This window comes from Litoreibacter sp. JB4-2 (genome assembly GCF_055693445.1).
This window is the reverse complement of sequence record NZ_CM146334.1, coordinates 1,324,457-1,346,364: the sequence shown is the minus strand read 5'-3', so window position 1 is coordinate 1,346,364 and position 21,908 is coordinate 1,324,457. Positions and strand designations below refer to the sequence as shown.

The 21,908-nt window shown below is 61.0% G+C and carries 22 protein-coding genes and 1 pseudogene; 10 read left to right on the top strand and 13 right to left on the bottom strand.

Annotated features, from left to right (window positions below):
- Window positions 1–33 precede the first annotated feature (33 nt).
- Window positions 34–897 carry a methylenetetrahydrofolate reductase [NAD(P)H] gene (gene metF, locus ACZ1G7_RS06755; protein WP_472663051.1) on the bottom strand — a complete coding sequence of 288 codons (864 nt, stop codon included), beginning with the start codon at window positions 895–897 and terminating at the stop codon, window positions 34–36.
- Between the two features lie 92 nt (window positions 898–989).
- Here metF and ACZ1G7_RS06750 point away from each other — a divergent pair, with 92 nt between their 5' ends.
- Window positions 990–1,907, top strand: a complete 918-nt coding sequence (locus ACZ1G7_RS06750) for a LysR family transcriptional regulator (protein ID WP_472663050.1) — start codon at window positions 990–992, stop codon at window positions 1,905–1,907.
- A gap of 9 nt (window positions 1,908–1,916) precedes the next feature.
- On the opposite strand, the gene ACZ1G7_RS06745 is transcribed toward ACZ1G7_RS06750, so the two are convergent.
- From ACZ1G7_RS06745 to ACZ1G7_RS06735, 3 genes and pseudogenes are all read right to left on the bottom strand, one after another.
- Window positions 1,917–2,900 (bottom strand): EAL domain-containing protein, encoded by a 984-nt coding sequence (locus ACZ1G7_RS06745; protein WP_472663688.1) that lies wholly within the window; start codon window positions 2,898–2,900, stop codon window positions 1,917–1,919.
- A gap of 6 nt (window positions 2,901–2,906) precedes the next feature.
- A pseudogene (locus ACZ1G7_RS06740) lies at window positions 2,907–3,110 on the bottom strand (cyclic nucleotide-binding domain-containing protein); the annotation flags it as partial.
- A gap of 127 nt (window positions 3,111–3,237) precedes the next feature.
- Window positions 3,238–4,149, bottom strand: a complete 912-nt coding sequence (locus tag ACZ1G7_RS06735) for a DMT family transporter (protein ID WP_472663049.1) — start codon at window positions 4,147–4,149, stop codon at window positions 3,238–3,240.
- 108 nt (window positions 4,150–4,257) lie between these two features.
- Here ACZ1G7_RS06735 and ACZ1G7_RS06730 point away from each other — a divergent pair, with 108 nt between their 5' ends.
- Window positions 4,258–5,052, top strand: a complete 795-nt coding sequence (locus tag ACZ1G7_RS06730; RefSeq protein ID WP_472663048.1) for an inositol monophosphatase family protein — start codon at window positions 4,258–4,260, stop codon at window positions 5,050–5,052.
- 125 nt (window positions 5,053–5,177) lie between these two features.
- On the opposite strand, the gene ygfZ is transcribed toward ACZ1G7_RS06730, so the two are convergent.
- The gene (gene ygfZ, locus ACZ1G7_RS06725; protein WP_472663047.1) at window positions 5,178–5,927 is read right to left on the bottom strand and encodes a CAF17-like 4Fe-4S cluster assembly/insertion protein YgfZ; all 750 of its coding nucleotides are present in this window, start codon (window positions 5,925–5,927) and stop codon (window positions 5,178–5,180) included.
- A gap of 42 nt (window positions 5,928–5,969) precedes the next feature.
- Here ygfZ and ACZ1G7_RS06720 point away from each other — a divergent pair, with 42 nt between their 5' ends.
- The 3 genes from ACZ1G7_RS06720 to ACZ1G7_RS06710 all read left to right on the top strand — a co-directional run bounded on the left by ACZ1G7_RS06720 (window position 5,970) and on the right by ACZ1G7_RS06710 (window position 8,294).
- Complete coding sequence (locus tag ACZ1G7_RS06720) at window positions 5,970–6,689, top strand: TIGR04283 family arsenosugar biosynthesis glycosyltransferase (protein ID WP_472663046.1); 720 nt, start codon at window positions 5,970–5,972, stop codon at window positions 6,687–6,689.
- Between the two features lie 68 nt (window positions 6,690–6,757).
- On the top strand, window positions 6,758–7,957 hold the full coding sequence (locus ACZ1G7_RS06715) for a pyridoxal-phosphate-dependent aminotransferase family protein (RefSeq protein ID WP_472663045.1): 1,200 nt from the start codon (window positions 6,758–6,760) through the stop codon (window positions 7,955–7,957).
- Between the two features lie 55 nt (window positions 7,958–8,012).
- On the top strand, window positions 8,013–8,294 hold the full coding sequence (locus ACZ1G7_RS06710) for a YrhK family protein (protein WP_472663044.1): 282 nt from the start codon (window positions 8,013–8,015) through the stop codon (window positions 8,292–8,294).
- 23 nt (window positions 8,295–8,317) lie between these two features.
- On the opposite strand, the gene tdh is transcribed toward ACZ1G7_RS06710, so the two are convergent.
- The 5 genes from tdh to ACZ1G7_RS06685 all read right to left on the bottom strand — a co-directional run bounded on the left by tdh (window position 8,318) and on the right by ACZ1G7_RS06685 (window position 12,621).
- Window positions 8,318–9,346 (bottom strand): L-threonine 3-dehydrogenase, encoded by a 1,029-nt coding sequence (gene tdh, locus ACZ1G7_RS06705; protein WP_472663687.1) that lies wholly within the window; start codon window positions 9,344–9,346, stop codon window positions 8,318–8,320.
- 11 nt (window positions 9,347–9,357) lie between these two features.
- The gene (locus ACZ1G7_RS06700; RefSeq protein ID WP_472663043.1) at window positions 9,358–10,545 is read right to left on the bottom strand and encodes a glycine C-acetyltransferase; all 1,188 of its coding nucleotides are present in this window, start codon (window positions 10,543–10,545) and stop codon (window positions 9,358–9,360) included.
- Between the two features lie 83 nt (window positions 10,546–10,628).
- Window positions 10,629–11,207 carry a helix-turn-helix domain-containing protein gene (locus tag ACZ1G7_RS06695; RefSeq protein WP_472663042.1) on the bottom strand — a complete coding sequence of 193 codons (579 nt, stop codon included), beginning with the start codon at window positions 11,205–11,207 and terminating at the stop codon, window positions 10,629–10,631.
- A 79-nt stretch (window positions 11,208–11,286) separates the two neighbouring features.
- On the bottom strand, window positions 11,287–11,478 hold the full coding sequence (locus ACZ1G7_RS06690) for a hypothetical protein (RefSeq protein WP_472663041.1): 192 nt from the start codon (window positions 11,476–11,478) through the stop codon (window positions 11,287–11,289).
- A gap of 39 nt (window positions 11,479–11,517) precedes the next feature.
- Window positions 11,518–12,621 carry a pyridoxal phosphate-dependent aminotransferase gene (locus ACZ1G7_RS06685; RefSeq protein WP_472663040.1) on the bottom strand — a complete coding sequence of 368 codons (1,104 nt, stop codon included), beginning with the start codon at window positions 12,619–12,621 and terminating at the stop codon, window positions 11,518–11,520.
- A gap of 97 nt (window positions 12,622–12,718) precedes the next feature.
- Here ACZ1G7_RS06685 and ACZ1G7_RS06680 point away from each other — a divergent pair, with 97 nt between their 5' ends.
- Complete coding sequence (locus ACZ1G7_RS06680) at window positions 12,719–12,883, top strand: Tat pathway signal protein (protein WP_472663039.1); 165 nt, start codon at window positions 12,719–12,721, stop codon at window positions 12,881–12,883.
- A 39-nt stretch (window positions 12,884–12,922) separates the two neighbouring features.
- Window positions 12,923–13,819, top strand: coding sequence for a crotonase/enoyl-CoA hydratase family protein (locus ACZ1G7_RS06675; RefSeq protein ID WP_472663038.1), 897 nt, complete (start codon window positions 12,923–12,925; stop codon window positions 13,817–13,819).
- An 81-nt stretch (window positions 13,820–13,900) separates the two neighbouring features.
- On the opposite strand, the gene ACZ1G7_RS06670 is transcribed toward ACZ1G7_RS06675, so the two are convergent.
- Both ACZ1G7_RS06670 and ACZ1G7_RS06665 read right to left on the bottom strand, forming a co-directional pair.
- Complete coding sequence (locus tag ACZ1G7_RS06670; protein ID WP_472663037.1) at window positions 13,901–17,062, bottom strand: valine--tRNA ligase; 3,162 nt, start codon at window positions 17,060–17,062, stop codon at window positions 13,901–13,903.
- 268 nt (window positions 17,063–17,330) lie between these two features.
- Complete coding sequence (locus ACZ1G7_RS06665; protein WP_472663036.1) at window positions 17,331–17,933, bottom strand: HD domain-containing protein; 603 nt, start codon at window positions 17,931–17,933, stop codon at window positions 17,331–17,333.
- A 208-nt stretch (window positions 17,934–18,141) separates the two neighbouring features.
- On the opposite strand from ACZ1G7_RS06665, the gene ACZ1G7_RS06660 reads away from it, so the two are divergent.
- The 3 genes from ACZ1G7_RS06660 (at window position 18,142) to ACZ1G7_RS06650 (ending at window position 20,709) form a co-directional block, all read left to right on the top strand.
- Window positions 18,142–19,542: a selenium-binding protein SBP56-related protein gene (locus tag ACZ1G7_RS06660; RefSeq protein ID WP_472663035.1), complete on the top strand. Its 1,401-nt coding sequence runs from the start codon at window positions 18,142–18,144 to the stop codon at window positions 19,540–19,542.
- A 12-nt stretch (window positions 19,543–19,554) separates the two neighbouring features.
- Entirely contained in the window at window positions 19,555–20,211 is a 657-nt protein-coding gene (locus tag ACZ1G7_RS06655; RefSeq protein ID WP_472663034.1) for a hypothetical protein, read from the top strand.
- A 75-nt stretch (window positions 20,212–20,286) separates the two neighbouring features.
- Window positions 20,287–20,709, top strand: a complete 423-nt coding sequence (locus tag ACZ1G7_RS06650; protein WP_472663033.1) for a hypothetical protein — start codon at window positions 20,287–20,289, stop codon at window positions 20,707–20,709.
- Between the two features lie 18 nt (window positions 20,710–20,727).
- Here the strand turns inward: ACZ1G7_RS06650 and ACZ1G7_RS06645 are convergent, their stop codons facing one another.
- Window positions 20,728–21,867: a DUF2235 domain-containing protein gene (locus ACZ1G7_RS06645; protein ID WP_472663032.1), complete on the bottom strand. Its 1,140-nt coding sequence runs from the start codon at window positions 21,865–21,867 to the stop codon at window positions 20,728–20,730.
- Window positions 21,868–21,908 lie beyond the last annotated feature (41 nt).

Below are 21,908 nucleotides of genomic sequence, written 5' to 3'. Positions count from 1 at the left end.
GTGCAAGCTGGCTCTTGCGTCAGGGGCCGAACCTTAGGCCACTTCTGCCAGCGACACCCGTGGGCTGAGGCCGAGCGCTGCGCAGATATCGCGGGTTAGCTCGGGGCGGTTGAGCGTGTAGAAATGCAGGTGATCAACGCCGCCTTCCATCAAATTGCTGCACAGTTCGGTTGCGAAAGCGGTGGCGAGCAGGTCTTCGCGCCCGTCGCGGACGGCTTTGCCAAAAGCGTCATCGAGCCAACCGGGGACGTTTGCGCCGCAGCGTTGCGCAAAGCTGCGCGCGTTTTTCCAGTTTTCAATCGGCAGGATGCCCGGCAGGATTGGCTGAGTGATGCCCGCCTTGTCACAGGCGTCGCGGAACCGAAAGAACGTCTCCGCCTCGAAGAAAAACTGGGTGATGGCGGCATCTGCGCCCGCGTCGAACTTGGCTTTCAGGTAGTCGATATTCTGGGCTTGGGACGTGGCTTCCGGGTGCGGGTCGGGGTAGGCGCCGACGCGGATGGTGAAATCGCCCGCGTCTTTCAGTGCTGCGATCAGCTCGACCGAGCTGTTGAACCCGTCTCTGGTGGGCGCGAAGGTCCCGCCGCCGGGTGCGTCGCCGCGCAGCGCCACGATGTCAGTGACACCGGCCTTGGCATAGGTTTGCGCGATGGCGAGTGTGTCGTCGCGTGTCGCGTCGACGCAGGTCAGGTGGGCTGCGACCTTGAGGCCAAGGTTTTTGTGGATCGCTGTGACGGCTTCATGCGTCAGGGCCCGCGTGGTGCCGCCCGCGCCATAGGTGACGGACACAAAATCCGGCGCGTAAGGCGCAAGAACATTGAGCGTGTCCCAAAGACGGAAGGAGCCTTCCAGGTTCTTGGGCGGAAAGAACTCGAAGGAAATGGACGGCTGCGACATGGGGGAATCCTTGAAAAGCGGGTTGAAGAGACTGTCCCATAGGCAGTAATGTGAGGCAATTTCATAACTCTCAAGATAAACATGAGGTTCACTTGCATATCGAATTTCGTCATCTGCGCACTGTCAAAGCCATTCACGATTGTGGCGGGCTGGCGCGTGCGGCCGATCAGTTGAACATCACGCAATCCGCCTTGTCGCATCAGATCAAAGGGCTGGAGGATCAGGCGGGGGTAGAGCTGTTCATCCGCCGTTCCAAACCGATGAAGTTGTCGCCTGCAGGGATGAAACTGCTGCGCGCGGCGGAGCGGATTTTGCCGGAGGTGGCGGCGCTGCAGGAAGAATTCGTCTCGCTCAGGATGGGCAAAACGGGGCGGCTACATATCGCGATCGAATGCCATGCCTGTTTTGAATGGCTGTTCCCGGTGCTGGAAGGGTTCCGACAAAGCTGGCCCGATATTGATGTCGATATTCGCCCCGGCCTCAGCTTTGACGGGCTGCCCGCGCTGTTGCGTGAGGAGGTGGATTTGGTGGTCTCCTCCGATCCCGAAGACCTGCCCGGCGTGGATTTCACACCGTTGTTTGACTATGAGCCGGTGTTTGTAGCCTCGTCACAGAACCCATTGGCTAAAAAGGATTTTATCGAAGCTGAGGACCTGCGCGATCAGATGCTGATCACCTATCCGGTGGACCGGACCCGGCTTGATGTGTTCACCGAATTGCTATTGCCAGCCGGGGTAGAACCGCGCGCGACGCGGCAGGTTGAGCTGACGGCGGTGATTTTGCTGCTGGTGGCTTCTAACCGGGGGGTCGCCGTGCTGCCCGACTGGGTCGTGCGGGAGGTGCGCTACAATTCAGATTATGTGACGCGGCCTTTGACGAAGGCCGGAAAGACCAAGCGCTTGTTCGCGGCGACCCGCAGCGAGGACACGCATAAGCCGTTTATGTCGAATGTCATCCGGCTGGCGCGCACGGAGCCTGTGAAGCTGCAACGCACGGAAACTGACGCCTGAGAATGCCTGCTAGGCGACGTGGCGCGCGGCGGCGCCCCCAACCTGGGCTACAAAATCCGCCTCATTGACGGGTTTTGAGAAGAAATATCCTTGCGCCAGATCGCAGCCGATGGCGCGCAGCGCGTCTACGTCCGCGGGCGTTTCAAGACCTTCGGCGACGACTTCGACGCCCAGTTCCTGGCCCAGCCCCACAAGCATTTTGACAATGCTCTGCGAGACGGGGTTATTGACGGCGTCGCCCGCAAAGGCGCGGTCAATTTTGAGCGCGGAGAGCGGCAGCTCCTTGAGATAGGCCAGGTTTGAATAGCCGGTGCCGAAATCATCAATCGCGATGCCGCAGCCGAAGGTTTTCAGCCGGTCTATGTTTTTGACCGCTTGCGGGCTGTTGGGTACCAGCGCGGTTTCCGTAACCTCCAACTTCACGTGATGCGGTTTGAGGTCGTTCAGGTCCAAGACATGCGACAGGAAGTCGACGAAGTCGGCCCGTCCAACATCATGGCCGGAAATATTGACCGAGGCGAACAGCCTTGCGCAATTGGCGTTGCCAGTGCGCAAACGCCTGAGCGTCGCGCAGGCCTCCATCAGTGCGAAATTGGTGAGCTGAGTGATGGAACCCATCGTCTCCGCCACGGTGATGAACTGGTCGGGAGGGATGTTGCCATGCACCGGGTGGGTCCAGCGCATGAGCGCTTCATACCCCGCAACACTGCTGTCAGAGAGATGGACAATTGGTTGATACGCCATGCTGAATTCGCACCGGTCGAGACCCGTCAGGATGTCGCTGGCCATTTCAAACAAGGCGATCAGCTCATCCGCGTTATGGAGCGTTGAGCGGGCCAGCGGTGCGTGATTGTCTATACCTGCTTTGCTTTCTTCAATGCGGGCGGACAGATTGATCGAGGTTTCGACACATGCACGCAGGATCGGGTCGAGCTTTTCAAACCTGTTTAGGATTTGCTCCGCTGGGATCCTGAACAGGCGGCAGGGCTTCACGGCCTCGACACTGACAGCGCGTGGGCTGTCAGTTAGAATCGACAACTCACCCAGTATGGCGCCTGCGCGGCGGCGCTCCGTGTCGACACGTACCCCGTTGCGTTGGGTGAACAGGACGAGTTCGCCAGATTCAATGATGTAGGCGCAGTCGTTTGGATCACCCTCCCGGTACAAAATGTCACCAGGCGCCAACAGAGTTTCGAAGTTCATTTGGAGCGCCTTTCGCACCGATGGACGCAAATGTGTCTAAGCAGCAGTGCTACGCCAAAGGGTTTAACAACGGTTGAAGCAATGCCGACGGAATGCCTGAAAAACGCTTAAAATTACGCCGATTGGATTAAGTGCTGCGCGCTGTGGCGCGGGCCATGCGCTGTTCGCGGAAAATGATGTAGAGGCCGGAGCCGATGGTGATCGCGATGCCCAACTGAGCCAGCCCGTTGGGCCAGTCACGGAACACCAGATACCCGATGATCGTGGCCACCGGGATTTCGAGATATTGCATCGGCGCGAGCGTGGCGGAGGGAGCGAAACGCAGGCTCCATGTCATCAACAGATGCGCGAAAGTGCCCAGCGCGCCGATCAGGAAAAGCAGATATATCTCAATCCCTTGCGGCGCGATGATCACAAAGGATTTGGGCAGCGCGCCGCCCAGAAGCGGAAAGAGCGGGACCAGCAGCACGCAGGCAATGACCCCGGAGACCGCCTGCATCGAGATCGGGTCAACATCCTTGGCGACCTGCCGCGTGACCAGCATGAACAGCGCGAACAGCACCGCCACCAAAAGCGGTAACAGGGCCGGGTAGCCAACGGCGGCAAAGCTGGGTTGGATCACCAAAAGCGTGCCGATGAAACCCACGATACAGGCGATGAGGCGGCGGGCGCCGACCTCTTCCCCCAGCACGTATTTTCCCAAGAGCAACATGATGAAGGGCATGACAAAGGCAATGGCGACCGTGTCGGCCAGCGGCATGTAGCGCAGGGCGGTGAACATCACACCGATGGCCACCATGTGAAAAACCGTGCGCAGCGCAGTGAGCTTGAGAACGCGCGGGGTCATACGCAATGTCCGGCCTGTGAGCCAGACCAGCGGCAGCAAAAGCAGCGCTTGCAGGCCAAACCGGACCAGCAACAGCTGGCCCAGCGGGATCGTCTCGCCCAGATATTTCGCAAGCGCGTCGCCCATCGGCGCCAGGATACAAAAGCCCAGCATCAGGGCGATGCCTAATGAAGGGCGATCAGCGGTCGACATGGCGCGAGGCTAGGTCGGTTTCGGGGGCGGCGCAATGAGGGGTTTATCTTGCGCGCAAGCGGGGATATACGCGCGGCCTGACCCCTTTTTTGTTTAGGACTTCCCGCGATGCAAGGCTCGGCCAATCTCAATGTCATGGTGAAAGCGGCGCGCGCCGCCGGGCGCAGCCTTGTGAAGGATTTCCGCGAAGTGGAGAATTTGCAGGTCTCCATGAAGGGCGCGGGCGATTTTGTGTCCAAAGCCGACACCGCCGCCGAGGAGATCATCCGCGAAGAGCTGATGAGCGCGCGGCCGACATATGGCTGGCTGGGGGAGGAAAGCGCGGAAGTCGAGGGCAAGGACCCGACGCGACGCTGGATTGTCGACCCGCTGGATGGGACCACCAATTTTTTGCACGGGATGCCGCATTGGGCGGTCTCAATCGCGCTGGAACATAAGGGCGAGATCGTCTCGGCGGTGGTCTATGACCCGTCCAAAGACGAGATGTTTTTCGCCGAGAAAGGGCAGGGCTGCTGGCTGAACGACCGGACACGTCTGCGCGTCTCTGGCCGAAGCCGGATGATCGAGAGCGTCTTTGCCACCGGCGTGCCCTTTGCAGGGGGCAAATACCTGCCCGCGACACTGCAGGACCTGGCCGGGTTGATGCCCGAATGCGCTGGCGTGCGGCGTTGGGGCGCCGCGTCGCTGGATTTGGCTTATGTCGCGGCGGGGCGCTATGACGGCTATTGGGAGCGCGGCTTGAAGATTTGGGATATCGCGGCCGGTGTGCTGCTGGTCAAAGAGGCGGGCGGGTTTATCGAGCCGATCCGCGACGGTCAGAACCTGCTGGAAGACGGGCATTTGATCTGCGCCAACCCCGAGATTTTCCCGAACTTTTCCAAGGTTATTCGCGCGCGGGATTGATCCATTAGGCTGATCAAAAGGGGCGGCTGCGCCGCGCTGTTTTGATTTTGCTCTTTGAGGAGGCGCTGCCTCCTCAGCCGCAAGGGCAGACACCTCCGGAATATTTTTGAAACAATGAAGCGGGTTCAGGCGCGCGTCAGTATCGCCTGGTTGGCCTGCATCTGGTCTGTGGCGCGGTCAAAGCGCAGATAGGCGAGCGCCTGTGAACCCGCGACCGTGTGCAGCGTGCCCACAGGTTTGTCGTTTGATGTGATCGGTGTGCCCGGTGTCGCGGGGCCGGTCAGCGTGACCTGGGTCAGGCCTTTGCGCAGCTCGGTCTTGTGTTTCATGCGGGCGGTGACTTCCTGCCCGACATAGCAGCCCTTTTTGAAGTCGACGCCGTTGAGGCGTTCAAACCCCATCTCAAGAATATAGCTGTCATCGGGCGTAAGTTCTTGTCCCGCCTCGGGGATCTGATGGGCCACGCGCAGAGCGTCCCAATCGGTGTGGGGGTCTGAACCTGTTTCGCCATATGCCCGCCAGCCCAGCGCGTCATGTCGCGGGTCGGGGAAAGCGCCTGCGGGCGGGGCGCCAAGGCCGCGCGCCACGCCCATGTCTTCGGGGGTGATCGTGACATTGGCGCGGAGTTTGTACATGTTGAGGCGTTTGAACAGGCTTGGTGCGAGCGCCGCGTCCACATCGATCAGGATCGCATCGCCGTCGGGGACCAGGAAGAAATCGGCCAGGTATTTGCCCTGCGGGCTGAGCAGGGCGGCGTAGACCAGCCCGTCTGCCAGCTTGGCCACGTCATTTGTGACCAGCCCTTGCAGGAAATCAACGCGGTCAGCGCCGGTGATCTTTAGAATCTGCCTATTTTCTACGCGCTCGCCGGCCATCTTCGCTCTCCCGTTTGGGTGTTAGATGTCATATAGGGGGGCGTGACGAATTCCAAAGCGATTTCCGAGACGAGGCCCATGCAGGCGGCACTTTCGATCATCATTCCGACCTTGAACGCGGGCGCGGCTTTGCCCGGCACCCTTGATGCGCTGTTGCCGGGCGTCGGTGCGGGCGTGATCCGGGAGGTGATTGTTAGCGACGGGGGCAGCAGCGACCGGTCGCTGACGCTGGCCGACGATGCGGGGTGCGAGATCATCACAGGTGCGCCCGGGCGCGGCGGGCAATTGGCGCGCGGCGCGCAGGCGGCGCGGGGCACGTGGTTACTGTTTTTGCATGCTGACACGCATTTGCCCGACGCCTGGGTGGGGGCCGTGTGCCACCATATGCAACATAGCGGGGAAGCCGCCGTCTTCGCGCTGTCATTTCGGGCTGACGGCATGATGCCGGGGCTGGTGGCGGGATGGGCGAACCTGCGCACGCGGGTCTTTGGGCTGCCCTATGGCGATCAGGGCTTGCTGATTTCGCGCGCGCTCTATGACGAGATTGGCGGGTTTGACGCAATCCCGCTGATGGAGGATGTGGCGATGGCGCGCAAGCTGCGCGGCCGGATCACCGTGCTGACCGAGACCGCCAGTACCGACGCGATCCGCTACCAAAAGGCAGGCTGGCTGCGGCGCGGCGCGGGCAACCTTGTGACGCTGGCGCGCTATTTGGCCGGGGCCGACCCCACAAAACTTGCTACGCGCTATCACAAAAGCTGAAGGGCGCGCGATTGACGGCATGGGGCGTGCGCAATAGCTCTTGTCGGCAGATAAGAAGGACCCACGCCATGACGCTTTCCAATGGTCGCCACATGCTGGCTATTCCCGGCCCCTCGGTCATGCCCGACCGGGTGCTGCAGGCGATGCACCGGCCTGCGCCGAATATCTATACCGGCGAGATCGTCGATATTGCCGCCAGTTTGGTCCCTGACCTGAAGGCGGTGGCACGCACGCAGCACAATGTGGCGATGTATATCGGCAATGGGCATGCTGCGTGGGAGGCGTCTTTGTCGAATGTGCTGGCCCCGGGTGATCTGGTGCTGGTGCCCGCGACGGGCAATTTTTCGCATGGCTGGGCGGGCATGGCGCAGCGGCTTGGGATAGAGACCCAGCTGCTGGAATTTGGCAAACGCGCGGCGCTGGACCCGGCCCGCGTGGCGGAGGCTTTGGATGCAGACAAAGCCCATAAGATCAAGGCGGTGCTTTGCGTGCAGACCGACACCGCCACCTCGGCCAAGTCGGATGTGGCCGCGTTGTCGGCGGCGATGAAGGCCACCGGCCACCCGGCCTTGCTGATGGTGGATTGCATTGCCTGCTTGGGCTGCGATGAGATGCAGATGGACGATTGGGGCGTCGACGTGATGGTGGCAGGCTGCCAGAAGGGTTTGATGACGCCGCCGGGCATGTGTTTCGTTTTCTTCAACGACCGGGCTGCGGCGCGGCGGGCGGAAATGGCGCGCGTCTCCAGCTATTGGGACTGGACCCCGCGAGCCAACCCCGAGGAATTCTATCAATATTGGTGCGGTACCGCGCCCACGCATCACCTGTACGGATTGCGCGAGGCGCTGAGCATGGTGGTTCATGAGGAAGGGCTGGAAGCCGTCTGGGCTCGCCACGCCACCCTAGCGCGCGCGGTTTGGGCGGCGTTTGAGGCCTGGGAAATCGGCGGCCCGGTGGAGCTGAACATCCGCGACCGGGCGGCGCGGTCGAACGCCGTGACCGCTGTGCGGATTGGCGCGGAAAACGGCACCCGGCTACGCAACTGGCTGACGGATGAGGCGGGTGTGACGCTGGGCATCGGGCTGGGCATGGCGACTGACGCGGACCCAAAGGCCGACGGGTTTTTCCGCGTGGGCCATATGGGACATGTCAGCGCCCATATGCTGATGGGCACCTTGTCGAGCATTCAGGCGGGGCTTGTCGCGCTGGACATTCCGCATGGCGGCGGGGGGCTGGACGCGGCGGCCAAGGTCTGCGCGCAGTGCTAGAGGCGGTATCGCGCGGGCCATTGCCCGATCTTGGATAAAAAGAGGAGGCTGCCAGATGGCCATGTTCAACCCCGACAACCACACCAAATCGGCGGAGCACAAGCAGCTCTACGCGCAAAGCGAGCTGATCTACACCATCATCGATGTGGCCGCAGCGGCGCTGTTTGTGATTGGCAGCATTCTGTTTTTCTTTGACAGCACGGTCTATGCGGGGACCTGGTTGTTTTTGGTGGGCTCGGTGCTGTTTGGCGCACGACCAAGCGTCAAACTGTGGCGCGAGCTGGGGTATCGGCGGTTGAATGCGCGCCAGGAGGGCGACGCTGACACCGGGGCCTAGGCCACAGTTCAAACAAATGCGCCTTAGCGCCAGTCGAGCACCACTTTGCCCGATTGCCCGGATGTCATGGCCGCGAAGCCGTCGGCAAAGTCGCGCGCCGCGAAACGATGCGTGATGACCTTGCTGACATCGAGGCCGTTTTGCAGCATGGCGATCATCTTGTACCAGGTTTCAAACATTTCCCGGCCATAGACGCCCTTGATGGTGATGGCTTTGAAGACGATGCGGCTCCAATTCACGGGTGATTGGCCGGGTGGGATGCCCAGTAGGGCGATTTTGCCACCCATCACCAAAGCGTCGACCATCTGATCAAGGGCCGCCTGACTGCCCGACATTTCCAACCCTACGTCGAACCCTTCGGTGAGGCCCAGCTCGTGGGTCACGTCGGCAAGGTCCTCTGCGCTGACATCGACCGTGCGCACGGATGGCACCACGCGTTGGGCAAGCGCCAGACGGTCGGCGTTGATATCGGTCAGAACCACGTGGCGCGCGCCAGCATGACGCGCGACGGCGGCGGCCATGATGCCTATCGGGCCTGCGCCGGTGATCAGAACATCCTCGCCCAACAGCTCAAAACTCAGCGCAGTGTGAACGGCGTTGCCGAGCGGATCGAGTATGGCCCCGATCTCATCAGGGATGTCATCGGGCAGGGTGACGACATTGAATGCGGGCAGCCGCAGATACTGCGCAAACGCCCCTTGTTCACTGACCCCGATCCCGCGCGTGCCGGGGTCCAGATGGAACTTGCCCGCGCGCGATTGGCGGCTTTCTGTCCCGATCAGATGGCCTTCGCCCGAACAGCGTTGGCCCAGCGACAGCCCGGTCACGTTGCGCCCGATATCGACAATTTCGCCCGCGAATTCATGGCCCGTGATCATCGGCACCGGCACGGTCGATGCGGCCCATGCATCCCAGTTCCAGATGTGAATATCCGTGCCGCAAATGCCGGTCATGTTGACCCGGATCAGCACGTCATTCGGGCCAATCTCGGGCACCGGCGCGTCGATCTGCCAAAGGCCCTGTTCCGGCTTGGTCTTCGCCAGAGCGGTCATCATATTCGTGGTCATGCGATCACCCCCAGCGCGCGCCCCACTTTGGCAAAAGCGGCGAGGGCGCGGTCCAGCTCTGCCCGGCTTAGCGCCGCGTTCATTTGGGTTCTGATGCGGGCTTGCCCATGCGGCACGACGGGGAAGAAAAAGCCCGAGACATAGACCCCTTCATCGAACAAGGCGGCGGCCATGTCCTGCGCAAGCTGCGCGTCGCCAAGCATCACCGGAATGATCGGGTGTTCGCCCGGTAGCAGTTCAAAGCCAAGTTCCGTCAAGCCGGACCGCCAGTGCCTGGCATTGTCAAAGAGCTTGGCCCGCAGCTCCGCGCCCTGTTCCACCAGCTTGATCGCTTCCAACCCGGCGGCGACAATCGCCGGGGGCAGGGAATTGGAAAACAGGTATGGCCGCGCCCGCTGGCGCAGCAGGTCAATGACGGGCTGCGGGCCTGCGATGTAGCCGCCGATGGCCCCGCCAAGCGCCTTGCCCAACGTGCCGGTTAGAATGTCGACATCGACGCCAAAGTGATCAGGGGTCCCGGCACCGCGCGGCCCCATAAACCCGGTGGCATGGCAGTCATCGACCATGACGACCGCGCCGTAAGCGTCGGCCAAAGCGCGAATGCCGGGCAGGTCGGCCAAGGTGCCATCCATCGAGAACACGCCATCCGTGGCGATCATGATGTGGCGCGCGCCGGCCGCCTTGGCCTCTTTCAATTTTGCTTCGAGGTCGGCCATATCGGTGTTCGCGTAGCGATACCGCTTGGCCTTGCACAAACGGATCCCATCGATGATCGAGGCGTGGTTGAGGCTGTCGGAAATGATCGCATCATCCGGCCCGAGCAGCGGTTCGAACAGCCCGCCATTCGCGTCAAAGCAGGCCGCGAACAAGATGGCGTCGTCTTTGCGCAGAAACTTGGCCAGCGATTGTTCCAGGGCGCGGTGCAGGTCCTGGGTGCCGCAGATGAAACGCACGCTCGCCATACCAAAGCCATGCGTGCCCATCGCGTCTTTGGCAGCCTCAATCAGGGCAGGGTGATCGGCCAGCCCCAGATAGTTATTGGCGCATAAATTGATCACCGCGCGGTCTTGAACGGCCACCGTGCTCGCCTGCGCGGATGTGATCAGACGTTCGCGTTTATAGAGGCCTTCGGCCTCGATCTGGGTCAGCGTCTGAGAAATATCTGTGAGGAAGGCATGCGGCATGATGGTCTCCTTTGAGACTCATTTTCTGCCATAACGGAATTTATTCCGCAATCATATAATCCGTTATATAAGAGATCGATCCACTAAAGCGCCGTCTTGCCCGGTTTCACGATCAAAAACACCCGTGCGGGGCCACCAGCGGCGGCGATCTGGTGCGGCACGTCGGCCCCGTAGCGCGCCGTGTCGCCCTGCGCGACCTCTGACGTCACGCTGCCCGAGGTGACCTGCACCTGCCCCTCGATGACGGCAAGCTGTTCGATCGACCCGCGCGCATGCGGCTGGCTGCTGAGGGTGCCGCCGGCCTGCAACCTGATGTCGTAAACCTCATGCTGCCCAGCGTCTTCGGGCGGGGACAGGATCACGATGCGGCAGCCTTGCCCCATATTGTCGATGGCGGGCATATCGGCGGCTTTCACCACATCAATGCGGTCGCCGCGATCTGTGTGATCCAGCAACCCGGCGAAATCGACATTCAAGGCCCGCGTCAGGTTCCACAGCGTGGCGATGGTGGGGCTGCTTTCCCCGCGCTCGATCTGGCTTACCATGGAACGGGACACGCCGCTGAGATTTGCAATCGCGTCGAGCGACAGCCCCTGCGCCTTGCGCGCCTGTTTCAGGCGGCTGGGCAGGGCGTTCAAGATAGTGTCATCATCATCCGTCATACCGGAAAAATACTGGGGTGAGCGGGTTTTGCAAGGGGCGGCAGGGGCCGGTTTCTCGCGAAAAATTATTCGCGTCCGTTTACTCTCGGCGGGGCAGCAAGGCGATGCCCCAGCGCACAAAACCGGCAGTGACAAGCGACGCGATGTAGCTATGCGCGGCCCAAAGCGCGAAAAGCCCCAAAAACACGACCAATCCGGCGGACCATAGGAACGCGACGGTATAATCCTCGGCGCGGCCAGCGGGTTGGCGGGGTTTGTAGTCGTCATGCATGGGGTCAAAGCTTAGCCCCGGAATGCGTCAGGAAAACCCTTAATGTGCCGCTTTGATCGCTTCGGGCAGAGCTGTGGCAAACAGGTCCATCTCACGTGCGCCGCCGCAGCTGATGCGGATGCAGCGGTCCTGCGGGGCCACAAACGGCATGCGCACGAACACCCCGCGTTCGATCAGGCCCGCCAGGATGGCGCGGGCATAGTCGCCGTCCCGCCCGCAATCTATGGCCACAAAATTCGTGGCAGATGGTAGCGGCGTCAGTCCATTTTCCTTTGCAATCAAGCTGATACGGTCGCGTGATGCGGCGACCTGCGCCTGCACCTGCGCCAGATACTCCTGATCTTTCAACGCCGCCAGGGCCCCCGCCTGGCTGATCCGGCACATCCCGAAATGGTTGCGGATCTTGTTGAAGGCGGTGATGAAATCGGCGTGGCCAATCGCGTAGCCCACCCGTGCGCCTGCCATCCCGTAGCCTTTTGAGAAGGTGCGCATGCGGATCACATTTGGTTGAGCGACATCAATCGCGGGCACCACGCCGCTGGGCGCAAGGTCGCAATAGGCCTCGTCCAGCAACAGCATCGCGCCGTCGGTCACGGTGTTCATCATCTCTGCGACGGTGCCCGCGCTGTGCCAGCTTCCCATCGGGTTGTCGGGGTTGGCGAAATAGATAAGCTTCGCTTGGACTTCCCGCGCTTTGGCGAGCAGGGCGTCTGGGTCTTCGTGGTCGTCCTTGTAGGGCACTTTGTGCAGCGCGCCGCCAAAGCCCGCGACATGGTAGTTGAATGTGGGGTAAGCCCCGTCGCTGGTCACAACCGCGTCGCCGGGACCCACCAGCAGCCGCACAACGTAGCCCAACAGCCCGTCAATGCCTTCGCCGACCATGATGTTGTCCGGGCTGACGCCGTGATGGGCCGCAATGGCGTGGCGCAGGTCATGGCTTTCCGGGTCGCCATACATCCAGACCTCGGCGGCGGCTTTTTGCATCGCCTCAATGGCCTTGGGTGACGGGCCGAAGACGCTTTCATTGGCCCCCAGCCGCGCGTCAAAGGCAGCGCCTCGCGCGCGTTCTTGCGCCTCTGGCCCCACAAACGGGACGGAGGCAGGCAGGGATTGGGCGAGCGGTGTGAGAATAGGATCAGTCATGGGGCGCGATCAAACCAAAAGCGCGGCCGGGCGCAAGGTTGAAATTGCGGTTTCAGATGCTTACTTGAGAATTACTCGCAACTGGAGGGCTTTATTGATGCCCAAACTGACAAGACGCGGCTTCATCGCCGCCGGGGCCGCCGCCGCATCTGTGCGCGCTTTGCCCCAAATTGCCAAAGCACCGCCCGCGCGGCGGGTGCTGACGCTGATCTATGACAAATCCATCGGCGCGATGCGCGCGATTGACCGTGTCGTAAGGTAGTGCTGGCCATGGCCCATGCGGCTGCCTAGGCTTGAACGTATGAGCCTTGTTCGCACAGAGATATCCGCGCGCGTCGCCACGGTAACGCTGAACCGCCCCGAGAAGATGAACGCTGTCAGCCTTGAGATGCTGGACGCCGTGATAGACGCGGCGCATGCGCTGCGCGGGGCGGATATCAATTGCGTCGTCTTGCAGGGCGAAGGGCGCGGCTTTTGCGCGGGCATTGATCTGGTGTCTTTGTCATCGCTGATCGGCGCCGACATGGACGAGGTTCTGGTCGCGCGCAGCCATGGTACGCGCAACCGGTTTCAGGAATTTTCTCTGGCCTGGAGCGATCTGGAGGTCCCTGTGATAGCAGCGCTGCACGGGGTGTGTTTTGGGGCCGGGCTGTTGCTGGCCTCAGGCGCGGATATCCGCATTGCCGCGCCGAGCTGCAAATTGTCCGTGATGGAAATGAAATGGGGGCTTGTCCCGGATATGGGCGGCATGGCGCGGCTGCCGCGATTTGTCCGCTCTGACATTTTGCGCCGCCTTGTCTACACCGCGGAGGTGATTGAGGGCCCGCAGGCTCTCGACTGGGGCCTTGTCACTGAGCTGGCGGATGACCCACAGGCCCGCGCGCAGGAACTGGCAGCACAGATCGCCGCCCAAAGCCCCAGCGCGCTACGCGCCGCGAAACGGTTGATCGAAGTGGCCGAGACGGGGGATGAAGCCGCCGTCCTGATGGCCGAATCCGTGGAACAAGCCGCGCTGATCGGTACGCCCGACCAAATGGCCGCAATCGCGCGCGGCATGGCCCAGAAAAAGGCGGTTGAAGCCCCGCTCCAACCGCCTCCTAAAGCCGCCCTTTCGAGCGTCGCTATCCGGTCCGGTCATCGGCTTCCCAGCCTGTACCGGAGTTTTAGAGAGCACCGATTCTTGTTTCCATTTGGTTAAAAATATCCAGTTGCGGCGCTGCTAGTGGGCGCGGAATTTGGATATTTAAAAACCAAATGGAGAGGGGGCGGTTTTCCCAGCTCAGCCAATCTCAGCGAGTTTGGAAAGTGCCGTTTTCAGCTTGCCCTCCTCCTCCTCGCGCGCGGCGAGATTGGCTTGCGCTTCCTCCACGACCTCGGGCGGGGCGGAGGCCACGAATTTCGGGTTGTTCAACCGCCCGCGCAGCCCGCCGAGTTCCTTGGCAAGCTTGCCCAAGCTCTTCTCCAGCCGCGCTTTTTCGGCGCTGACATCAACGATGCCTTCAAGCGGCAGCGCGAAATTGCCGCCTGCGACAGGGATGGAGACGGAGCCCTTCGGCGCTTCGCCTTGAGACACCTCGCCCAAGCGCGCGAGCTTGGCGATCATCGCGGCGTTACTGGCGAAAGCGGCCTGGCCCTTGTCGTCGAGGGTCACTTCGATCAGCGGGACCTCCAGCGACGCGGGCACGTTCATTTCGCCGCGCGCAGACCGCACAGCTTCGATCAGGGTGATAACCCAGTTCATTTCGCGGTCCGCGTCGACGTCGACCAGATCGGCGCCATAGTCGGGCCAGTTTGTGACGGCGAGCATCTTGTCGCGGGTGGCGGTGACGCCCCACAGCTCTTCGGTGATGAAGGGCATGATCGGGTGCAGCAGGATCATGCATTGATCCATGACCCAGCCCATCGTCGCGCGGGTTTCGGCCTTTTGATCCTCAGTGCCGTCGTAGAACAGCGGCTTGGACAGCTCGACATACCAGTCGCAGACCTTGCCCCAGACGAACTTGTACAGCGCGTCGGCGGCGTCGTTGAAGCGGTAGGCGGCAATCGCAGTGTCGACGGTTTCGCGGACCTTGGCGGTCTCGCCGATGATCCATTTGTTGACGGTCTGTTCCGGGCTTGGCAGGGGGAAGGTCATTGCGTCCTCATAGACGCCGTTCATCTCCGCAAAGCGGACGGCGTTCCACAGCTTGGTGCCGAAATTGCGGTAGCCTTTGATGCGTTCCATATCCAGCTTCAGCACGCCGCCCATCGCCGCCATGGCGGCGGAGGAAAAGCGCAGCGCGTCGGCGCCGTATTCGTCGATAATGTCGAGTGGGTCGATGACATTGCCGGTGGATTTCGACATCTTCTTGCCCTTGGCGTCGCGCACAAGGCCGTGGAGGTAGACGTCCTTGAACGGGATACGCTGTTCGACCGGCAGCTCATCCGGCAGAACCGCCAGCTGCATCATCATCATCCGGGCGACCCAGAAGAACAGAATGTCCTGCCCCGTGATCAGCGTCGAGGTCGGGAAATACTTCTCCATCTCCGCCGTCTCTTCCGGCCAGCCCAGAGTGCCGATGGGCCAGAGCCCAGAGGAGAACCAGGTGTCTAGGACGTCGGGGTCTCGCCACATTGGCGTAGTAAGGTGACCTTTTGGCGATTGACTGCTTGAATTTGGCCATTCCCAAGGTTCACTGGGCAATTCGACCAACTCTGCAGGCGGCTGGCCTGTGCGATCTATCCAGACTTTCTCAATGGCTTCTTTGGCCTCGTCCACTGAACCAGCGCAAAAATCCATTGTAAGAATGCCGCTTGGACTTAGGCGGCCGCCGAGTGCTTCATCATCATAGCTGTTTTCATCAAGGAACTTCTTCGCCCTGTCCCTTGGAATGTTGTCCCCTACCCGAACTTTCCAATTTCCAACTTGGCCATCCAGCGTTGGAACCTGCGCAGTCCAAACCGGGATCTGATGCCCCCACCAGAGCTGGCGGGAGATGCACCAGGGCTCGATATTTTCCAGCCAGTGGAAATAGACCTTTTTGTCGCTCTCGGGCATGATCCGAACCGTCCCGTCGCGCACGGCGTCGAGCGCGGGGCCGACGATCTTGGCGGAGTCCACGAACCATTGATCCGTTAGCATCGGCTCGATCACGACCTTGGAGCGGTCGCCGAAGGGCTGCATGATCGGTTTGCTCTCGACATATGGCTCAAGACGGGAACTTTCCTGCCCGTCTTCCTCATCGATGACGGGGACGGAATGCATGACCGCATTCCCCTCCGCCGTGATGTCTTCGACCACCTTTTTGCGCGCCTCGAACCGGTCGAGGCCGCGATATTCCTCAGGCACCAAGTTCATCGCGGCGATCATCGCCTCGTCAAACTCTTGTTCACCGTTCGCGATTTTTTGGGCAATGGCGGCTTCTTCCGCATAGGGCTTCCCGTCGCTGCGCATCGCGCCTTTCGTGTCCATGAGCGCATACATCGGGATGCCGCCGCGCTTGGCGACCTCATAGTCGTTGAAGTCATGCGCGCCGGTGATCTTCACCGCGCCGGAGCCGAAGGTGGGGTCGGGGTATTCATCGGTGATGATCGGGATCAGGCGGCGATGCTCTTTCGGACCGACCGGGATTTCGCAAAGCTTGCCGACGATCGAGGCATAGCGCTCATCGGACGGATGCACCGCAACCGCGCCATCGCCCAACATGGTTTCGGGCCGGGTCGTGGCGATGGAGATGTAGTCCCGCGTCTCGCGCAGGGTGACGTTGCCGTCCTCGTCCTTCTCGACATATTCGTAAGTTGCACCGCCGGCGAGCGGGTATTTGAAATGCCACATATGGCCCGGCGTTTCGAGGTTTTCGACCTCAAGGTTGGAAATCGCTGTTTCGAAATGCGGGTCCCAGTTGACCAGCCTTTTGCCGCGATAGATCAGGCCCTTGTTGTACATCTCCACAAAGACCTTGATGACGGCGTCGTGAAAATTGCCCTCATTGCCCGTAGGCGCGTTCAGGGCACCGGACATGGTGAAGGCCTCGCGCGAATAGTCGCAAGACGCCCCCAGGCGCTTCAGCTGGTTGATGATCGTGCCGCCGGATTCCGTTTTCCATTCCCAGACTTTCTCAAGGAATTTATCGCGGCCCATATCGGTGCGTTTGGGTTGTTGGGTTTCAGCCAGCTTGCGCTCCACCACCATCTGGGTGGCGATGCCCGCGTGGTCCGTGCCGGGCTGCCACAGCGTGTCAAACCCGCGCATCCGGTGCCAGCGGGTCAGGATGTCTTGCAACGTGTTGTTGAAGGCGTGGCCGATGTGAAGGACGCCGGTGACATTGGGCGGAGGGATCATCACGCAAAACGTCTCGGCCCGCGACGCATTCGCGCCCGCCTTGAAGCAGCCTGCTTTTTCCCAAGCGGCGGAAAGCCGTGCTTCGGCCTCGCTCGCGTCGAATGTTTTTTCCAGTGCCATATCAGCAATTCCCGTCCTTCTTTGAGGCGGGTCTACCCAATGGGCTGGCTGAGGGAAAGCCGGGACCCGTGTGCCATGAGTATTTTTGACAGAACGAAGCCGGATTTTACTCAAATTTAAGCCGAATCCGTGTTTCTGGCGTTGCGGTACAGGCGGGAGCGCCGATGGCCGTACAGGACGAAGCCACCTTGCTCCGCCACCCTAAATGCGTGGCCGGGCAGGGTGTCTTCACTTGATGCGGTTTTCCGCTTCGTTCTGTTAAAAATACTCAAATACCGACAGTCACCAAAGGCTCCCGCGCGCTGGGGCGGATCACCGCGGGATCATAAGGCGTGCGCGCGAACACCGCGCGCACCATGTCGCGGAAGAATTCTATGTCTTCATGCGCGTAGTCGGGGTCGAACGAGCTTTGATCCCAACGCTCGCAAAACGCGGCGCAATCGTCGAAATAGGGGTGGCCGCGATAGGCGTCGCGCTTGTGCTGGTCGCCGCCGACATGGTGGCCGTAGTAGAGCATTTGAAAATCGCCATGTTTTTCGACCACCCAGGTGCATTGTTCGCGCACGAAAGGTTTCAGGATCGAGGCTGCGTATTCGTCGTGATTGTAGGGCGCAAAAATGTCGCCAATGTCGTGCAGTAGCGCCGAGACCACCCAATCAGTATCGGCCCCGTCGCGATGCGCGCGTGTGGCCGATTGCAGCGAATGGCCCAGCCGGGTGACCTGATAGCCCGACAGGCTTTCATCAAGCGAGACCAGCGCACCCAGCAGCCTGTCCGCCGTGCCCGACGCGTAATCCACTTCCAGCGGGTGCAGCAGATCGTAATCCGCTTTGTCGCCGTCTTTCATGGCGGTGAATTTGACCTTTTGCATCGGATCCTCGCGTACGGTTTGGGCAAAGATCGCTGTTATCGCACGCTTCGTCTAGCCCACTTGCGACCCGAAATCGGTCGGGGTCTCGCTGCAGCGCGGCTTTGAATTTTGTTGACCGGCGGGCGAAGATCGCGCTCAATTGTCAGACAATTGAAATCAAAAATATTCTACGAGACTTGTTCAGCACCGATCTGGGAGGAGACCTGCTATGAACCTGAGACCTGACCCGACTTTTTATCCTTCGGCCAAAATGGCCATGGAAGCCCCAACCGAAAATTACGCGTTCACCCTTATGCTGAGCCCCGATGGCACCAAGCCTGACGGGCTGGCGGTGGTGGATGTGAACCCGACATCCAAGACCTATGGCACCATCGTGCATGAGCTTTATGTGCCCAATCTGGGCGATGAGTTTCACCATTTCGGCTGGAACGCCTGTTCCTCGGCACTGTCGCCCTTGACGGGCCACGCGTTTTTGGAACGGCGCTATCTGATCATTCCCGGTATCCGGTCGTCGCGCATCTACATCATCGATGTCAAAGACCCGCTCAACGCCAAAATCCACAAAACCATCGAGCCGCAAGAGCTGTTCGACAAAACCGGCTATTCCCGCCCGCACACCATCCATTGCGGACCGGAGGGTATCTACGTCTCGACCCTTGGCGGTGGCGGCGAGGATGGCACAGACGGCCCGCCCGGCATCTTCATCATGGATTGCGAGACATTTGACATTCTTGGCCGCTACGAGATGGATCGCGGCATTCAGGACAAACACTATGATTTCTGGTGGAATCTGCCGCGTGACTACATGGTCAGCTCGGAATGGGGCCTGCCGCCGCAGTTTGAAAACGGTGTGGTGGCGGAGGATCTGTTGTCCAACAAATACGGCCACACAATCCATTTCTGGGACCTGCGCGCGCGCAAGAATATCCAGTCCATTGATCTGGGCGAAAACCACCAGATGGCGCTGGAAATTCGTCCCGCCCATGACCCGGCCAAGGAATACGGGTTCTGCGGCGTGGTCGTCGACACCACCAACCTGCAAGGCGCGATCTTCACCTGGTGGCGCGACGATGACGGCACCTGGCAGGCCAAGAAAACCATCACAATCGACCCGGTGCCCGCCGATGCGGACGACCTGCCCGACCTGCTGAAGGGGTTTGGCGCAGTGCCGCCGCTGGTCACCGATATCGACCTCAGCCTAGATGACAAATATCTCTATGTGGCCTGTTGGGGCTTGGGCGAGATGCATCAATATGATGTCTCCGACCCGATGAATCCCAAGCTCGCGGGCAAGGTTGATCTGGGCGGGATCGTCACCAAGACCAACCACCCCAATGGCAAGCCGTTTGTCTACGGGCCCCAAATGGTCGAGATCAGCCGCGACGGCAAACGGGTCTACTGGACCAACTCGCTTTATTCCACTTGGGACGACCAGTTCTATCCCGGCGACGAGGGCGGGCAGATGGTTATGGCCAATGTCGGCGAAAATGGTGGGCTGACGCTGGACAAGGATTTCTACGTCGATTTTCCCAAAGGCTACCGGTCGCATCAAATCCGGCTTGAAGGGGGCGATTGCTCAACCGATAGCTTCTGCTACCCGAACGTCTAGTTGGGCGATGTGATGACAACGACGGCGGGCCTGTGGCTCGCCGTGGTTCTCAGCGGGCTTTATCACGGGGTAAACCCCGGGATGGGCTGGCCGCTGGCGGTGTCGTCCGCCTTGATGGAGCGCAAACCGGCCGCTCTGTTCGCGGCGTTGGGTGCTTTGGCTTTGGGCCATTTCGCGGCGATGCTGTTGATATTGCTGCCATTTTCAATGCTGACATCGCTGCTGACCTATGAACGCGAACTGCGCTACGGCGCCGGGGCCATCGTCATTGGGCTGGGGCTTTACCTGCTGATCACCCGCCGCCACCCGCGGTTCTTGTCCCGCGTTCCGCCACACCGGCTGGCGCTTTGGTCCTTCCTTGTGGCGATTGTCCACGGGGCTGCGCTGATGCTGGTGCCGATTTATTTGGGCCTTTGCGGGCCCGAGGCGTTGGAGGGCGGGCACCTCGCCGTATCCGAGCTTTTGGCGCGCAACGGCGGCATCCTGATCGGCGTGACGCTGGCCCATACAGCGGCGATGATTATCGCGGGTGGCGGGATTGCTTATGCCGTCTACCGCTGGCTCGGCCTCGCGTTTCTGCGTAAAAGCTGGTTCGATCTGGAGGCCGTCTGGGCCCTGTCGTTGATCGCCGTGGGCGTGCTGGGGCTGGCCACGGCGGGGCATGCCTAGGCCGCGCGCCAACAACGAGATCCAAAAATCTGCGAAGATGTGCTATACTCGGGTTTTTAGTATCGGAGTATTGTAATGAGACCTATTCATTTTGCACTTATTGTTCTTGCCCTTGTGCCTGCTGGCCTTGTCGCCGCCTGTGATCCGAAAACCGGGGCTGAGCGGGTCGATTTAGTCCCCGAACGCAGGCCCGGTTCCCAAGGACAAAACGGGTTTTGCAATGGCACCAACGCCGAGCTTTTTGTGCGCGTGCGCAACCAGTCCAACATTGATGCACTTCAGGTTTCAAAGACGCGCGTGACGTTTTCAACCGGCGCCACGTCAGAGCTGGACACGCCGCAAATTCCGGGCGGCTCGCTTGCGACAGTTGGACCGTTCCCGATCCCGGCGAGCTGTTTCAATGCCGATTGCAGCTTTACCATCACGGTCAACGCGACCGGCACGCTGCCCAATGAGCGCGCTGACAACAACGCAGAGGCCGGGATTTGCATCGGATGAAGCGTTTGGGCCGCGCCGTTAAGGCCCGCGCACACGGCTCAGATCAGGCCGGCTGACCCATGGCAGGCGCAGTGTCAGGCCGCGCCTGCGTTGCGCCACGCTGGGGTGAAGGGCTTCTGACGGGTCTTGCCCGACCTTGCGGGCGCGGCGTTGCAAAAAGAACCGCGTCAGCCCGCGAAACGTCCCGACAGAGCGGGCATTGACGTCGGTCGGTAGACGCTTTTGCCAGCCTTCGGGCAGCGGCAGGCCGCACCCTTCCGCCTGTTCCAGCATCCAGACCAGCGGGATGTTGGACAATCGACGCGCCTCGTAAACGCCATCGAGATGCCCGCCGACATCGCTGTGAGACCCAGGAAACCACATCTGCTTCAGCGTGCCTTCATGCCCGTCACGGCTTTCCCAAAGTACCGGTTCATAGGCTTTTCGGGTCTCGTTCAGCGCGAGCGCTTGAAACCCGTTGCGCACGCAGCGACCCAGATGGTGGCTGTGAAACGCGTGTTCCTCTGGCGAAAACCGCCACAAGATCGGGGCGCGAAATCCCAGTGCGCGCACCGTGTCCCAAACGCCGATCATCTCGATCGGTGCGCTGTCGTGGCAATGGGTCTGGCGAAACGCCGCCGCAGTTTCGCTGTCTGGGCCCAGCCGGTAATGGCGATAGGCCTGGCGCACATTGCGTTCCGTGGCGCAGTCGGCGCGCAACAGGCCCACCTTGTCGATCACGCCGCCCAAGCTGCGCACCGCATAGGCGCCGCGCGAAAATCCGAACAGGAAGATACTGTCGCCCGGCTGATAGCGTGAGGCCAGGAATCCGTAAGCCGTGCGGATCTGCTGGTTGATGCCGACGCCCGCCAGCACATCCATCGCGCGGTGCAGGCCCTGCCATTGCAACCCGGCCTCGTAGCGCAGCGACATCGCCTTGTTAGGCGCCATTTCCGACAACATACGGAAGGTCATACCGGCATTGGTCTCGTAGCCTTCTTCCAGCGAAGACATGGTGCCGTCCATGATGATCACATGCATGACTGGCCCGCGTGAGGCCGCGCCGGAGGGCGGCGGTACGCTCGCTTCTTCGGGGCCGAAGCCTGCCAAGGCTTTCAGCCGCCGCGACGCCGAAAGGCAGCGGCCAAAGGCAGATTTCAGGGCTTGGGGTAGGCGCAAGGGGCAGGGGCCTCATTGGTAGGTGGCGATGTTCAGACCGA

Bases quoted from the DNA above. Each gene is read 5' to 3' on its own strand.
- ACZ1G7_RS06730 (WP_472663048.1), top strand. From the start codon at position 4,258: ATGCAAGGCTCGGCCAATCTCAATGTCATGGTGAAAGCGGCGCGCGCC.
- ACZ1G7_RS06715 (WP_472663045.1), top strand. From the start codon at position 6,758: ATGACGCTTTCCAATGGTCGCCACATGCTGGCTATTCCCGGCCCCTCG.
- ACZ1G7_RS06680 (WP_472663039.1), top strand. From the start codon at position 12,719: ATGCCCAAACTGACAAGACGCGGCTTCATCGCCGCCGGGGCCGCCGCC.
- ACZ1G7_RS06675 (WP_472663038.1), top strand. From the start codon at position 12,923: ATGAGCCTTGTTCGCACAGAGATATCCGCGCGCGTCGCCACGGTAACG.
- ACZ1G7_RS06735 (WP_472663049.1), bottom strand. From the start codon at position 4,149: ATGTCGACCGCTGATCGCCCTTCATTAGGCATCGCCCTGATGCTGGGC.
- tdh (WP_472663687.1), bottom strand. From the start codon at position 9,346: ATGACCGCTCTGGCGAAGACCAAGCCGGAACAGGGCCTTTGGCAGATC.
- metF (WP_472663051.1), bottom strand. From the start codon at position 897: ATGTCGCAGCCGTCCATTTCCTTCGAGTTCTTTCCGCCCAAGAACCTG.
- ACZ1G7_RS06695 (WP_472663042.1), bottom strand. From the start codon at position 11,207: ATGACGGATGATGATGACACTATCTTGAACGCCCTGCCCAGCCGCCTG.
- ygfZ (WP_472663047.1), bottom strand. From the start codon at position 5,927: ATGGCCGGCGAGCGCGTAGAAAATAGGCAGATTCTAAAGATCACCGGC.
- ACZ1G7_RS06650 (WP_472663033.1), top strand. From the start codon at position 20,287: ATGAGACCTATTCATTTTGCACTTATTGTTCTTGCCCTTGTGCCTGCT.
- ACZ1G7_RS06700 (WP_472663043.1), bottom strand. From the start codon at position 10,545: ATGCCGCATGCCTTCCTCACAGATATTTCTCAGACGCTGACCCAGATC.
- ACZ1G7_RS06690 (WP_472663041.1), bottom strand. From the start codon at position 11,478: ATGCATGACGACTACAAACCCCGCCAACCCGCTGGCCGCGCCGAGGAT.
- ACZ1G7_RS06665 (WP_472663036.1), bottom strand. From the start codon at position 17,933: ATGCAAAAGGTCAAATTCACCGCCATGAAAGACGGCGACAAAGCGGAT.
- ACZ1G7_RS06655 (WP_472663034.1), top strand. From the start codon at position 19,555: ATGACAACGACGGCGGGCCTGTGGCTCGCCGTGGTTCTCAGCGGGCTT.
- ACZ1G7_RS06710 (WP_472663044.1), top strand. From the start codon at position 8,013: ATGGCCATGTTCAACCCCGACAACCACACCAAATCGGCGGAGCACAAG.
- ACZ1G7_RS06670 (WP_472663037.1), bottom strand. From the start codon at position 17,062: ATGGCACTGGAAAAAACATTCGACGCGAGCGAGGCCGAAGCACGGCTT.
- ACZ1G7_RS06685 (WP_472663040.1), bottom strand. From the start codon at position 12,621: ATGACTGATCCTATTCTCACACCGCTCGCCCAATCCCTGCCTGCCTCC.
- ACZ1G7_RS06660 (WP_472663035.1), top strand. From the start codon at position 18,142: ATGAACCTGAGACCTGACCCGACTTTTTATCCTTCGGCCAAAATGGCC.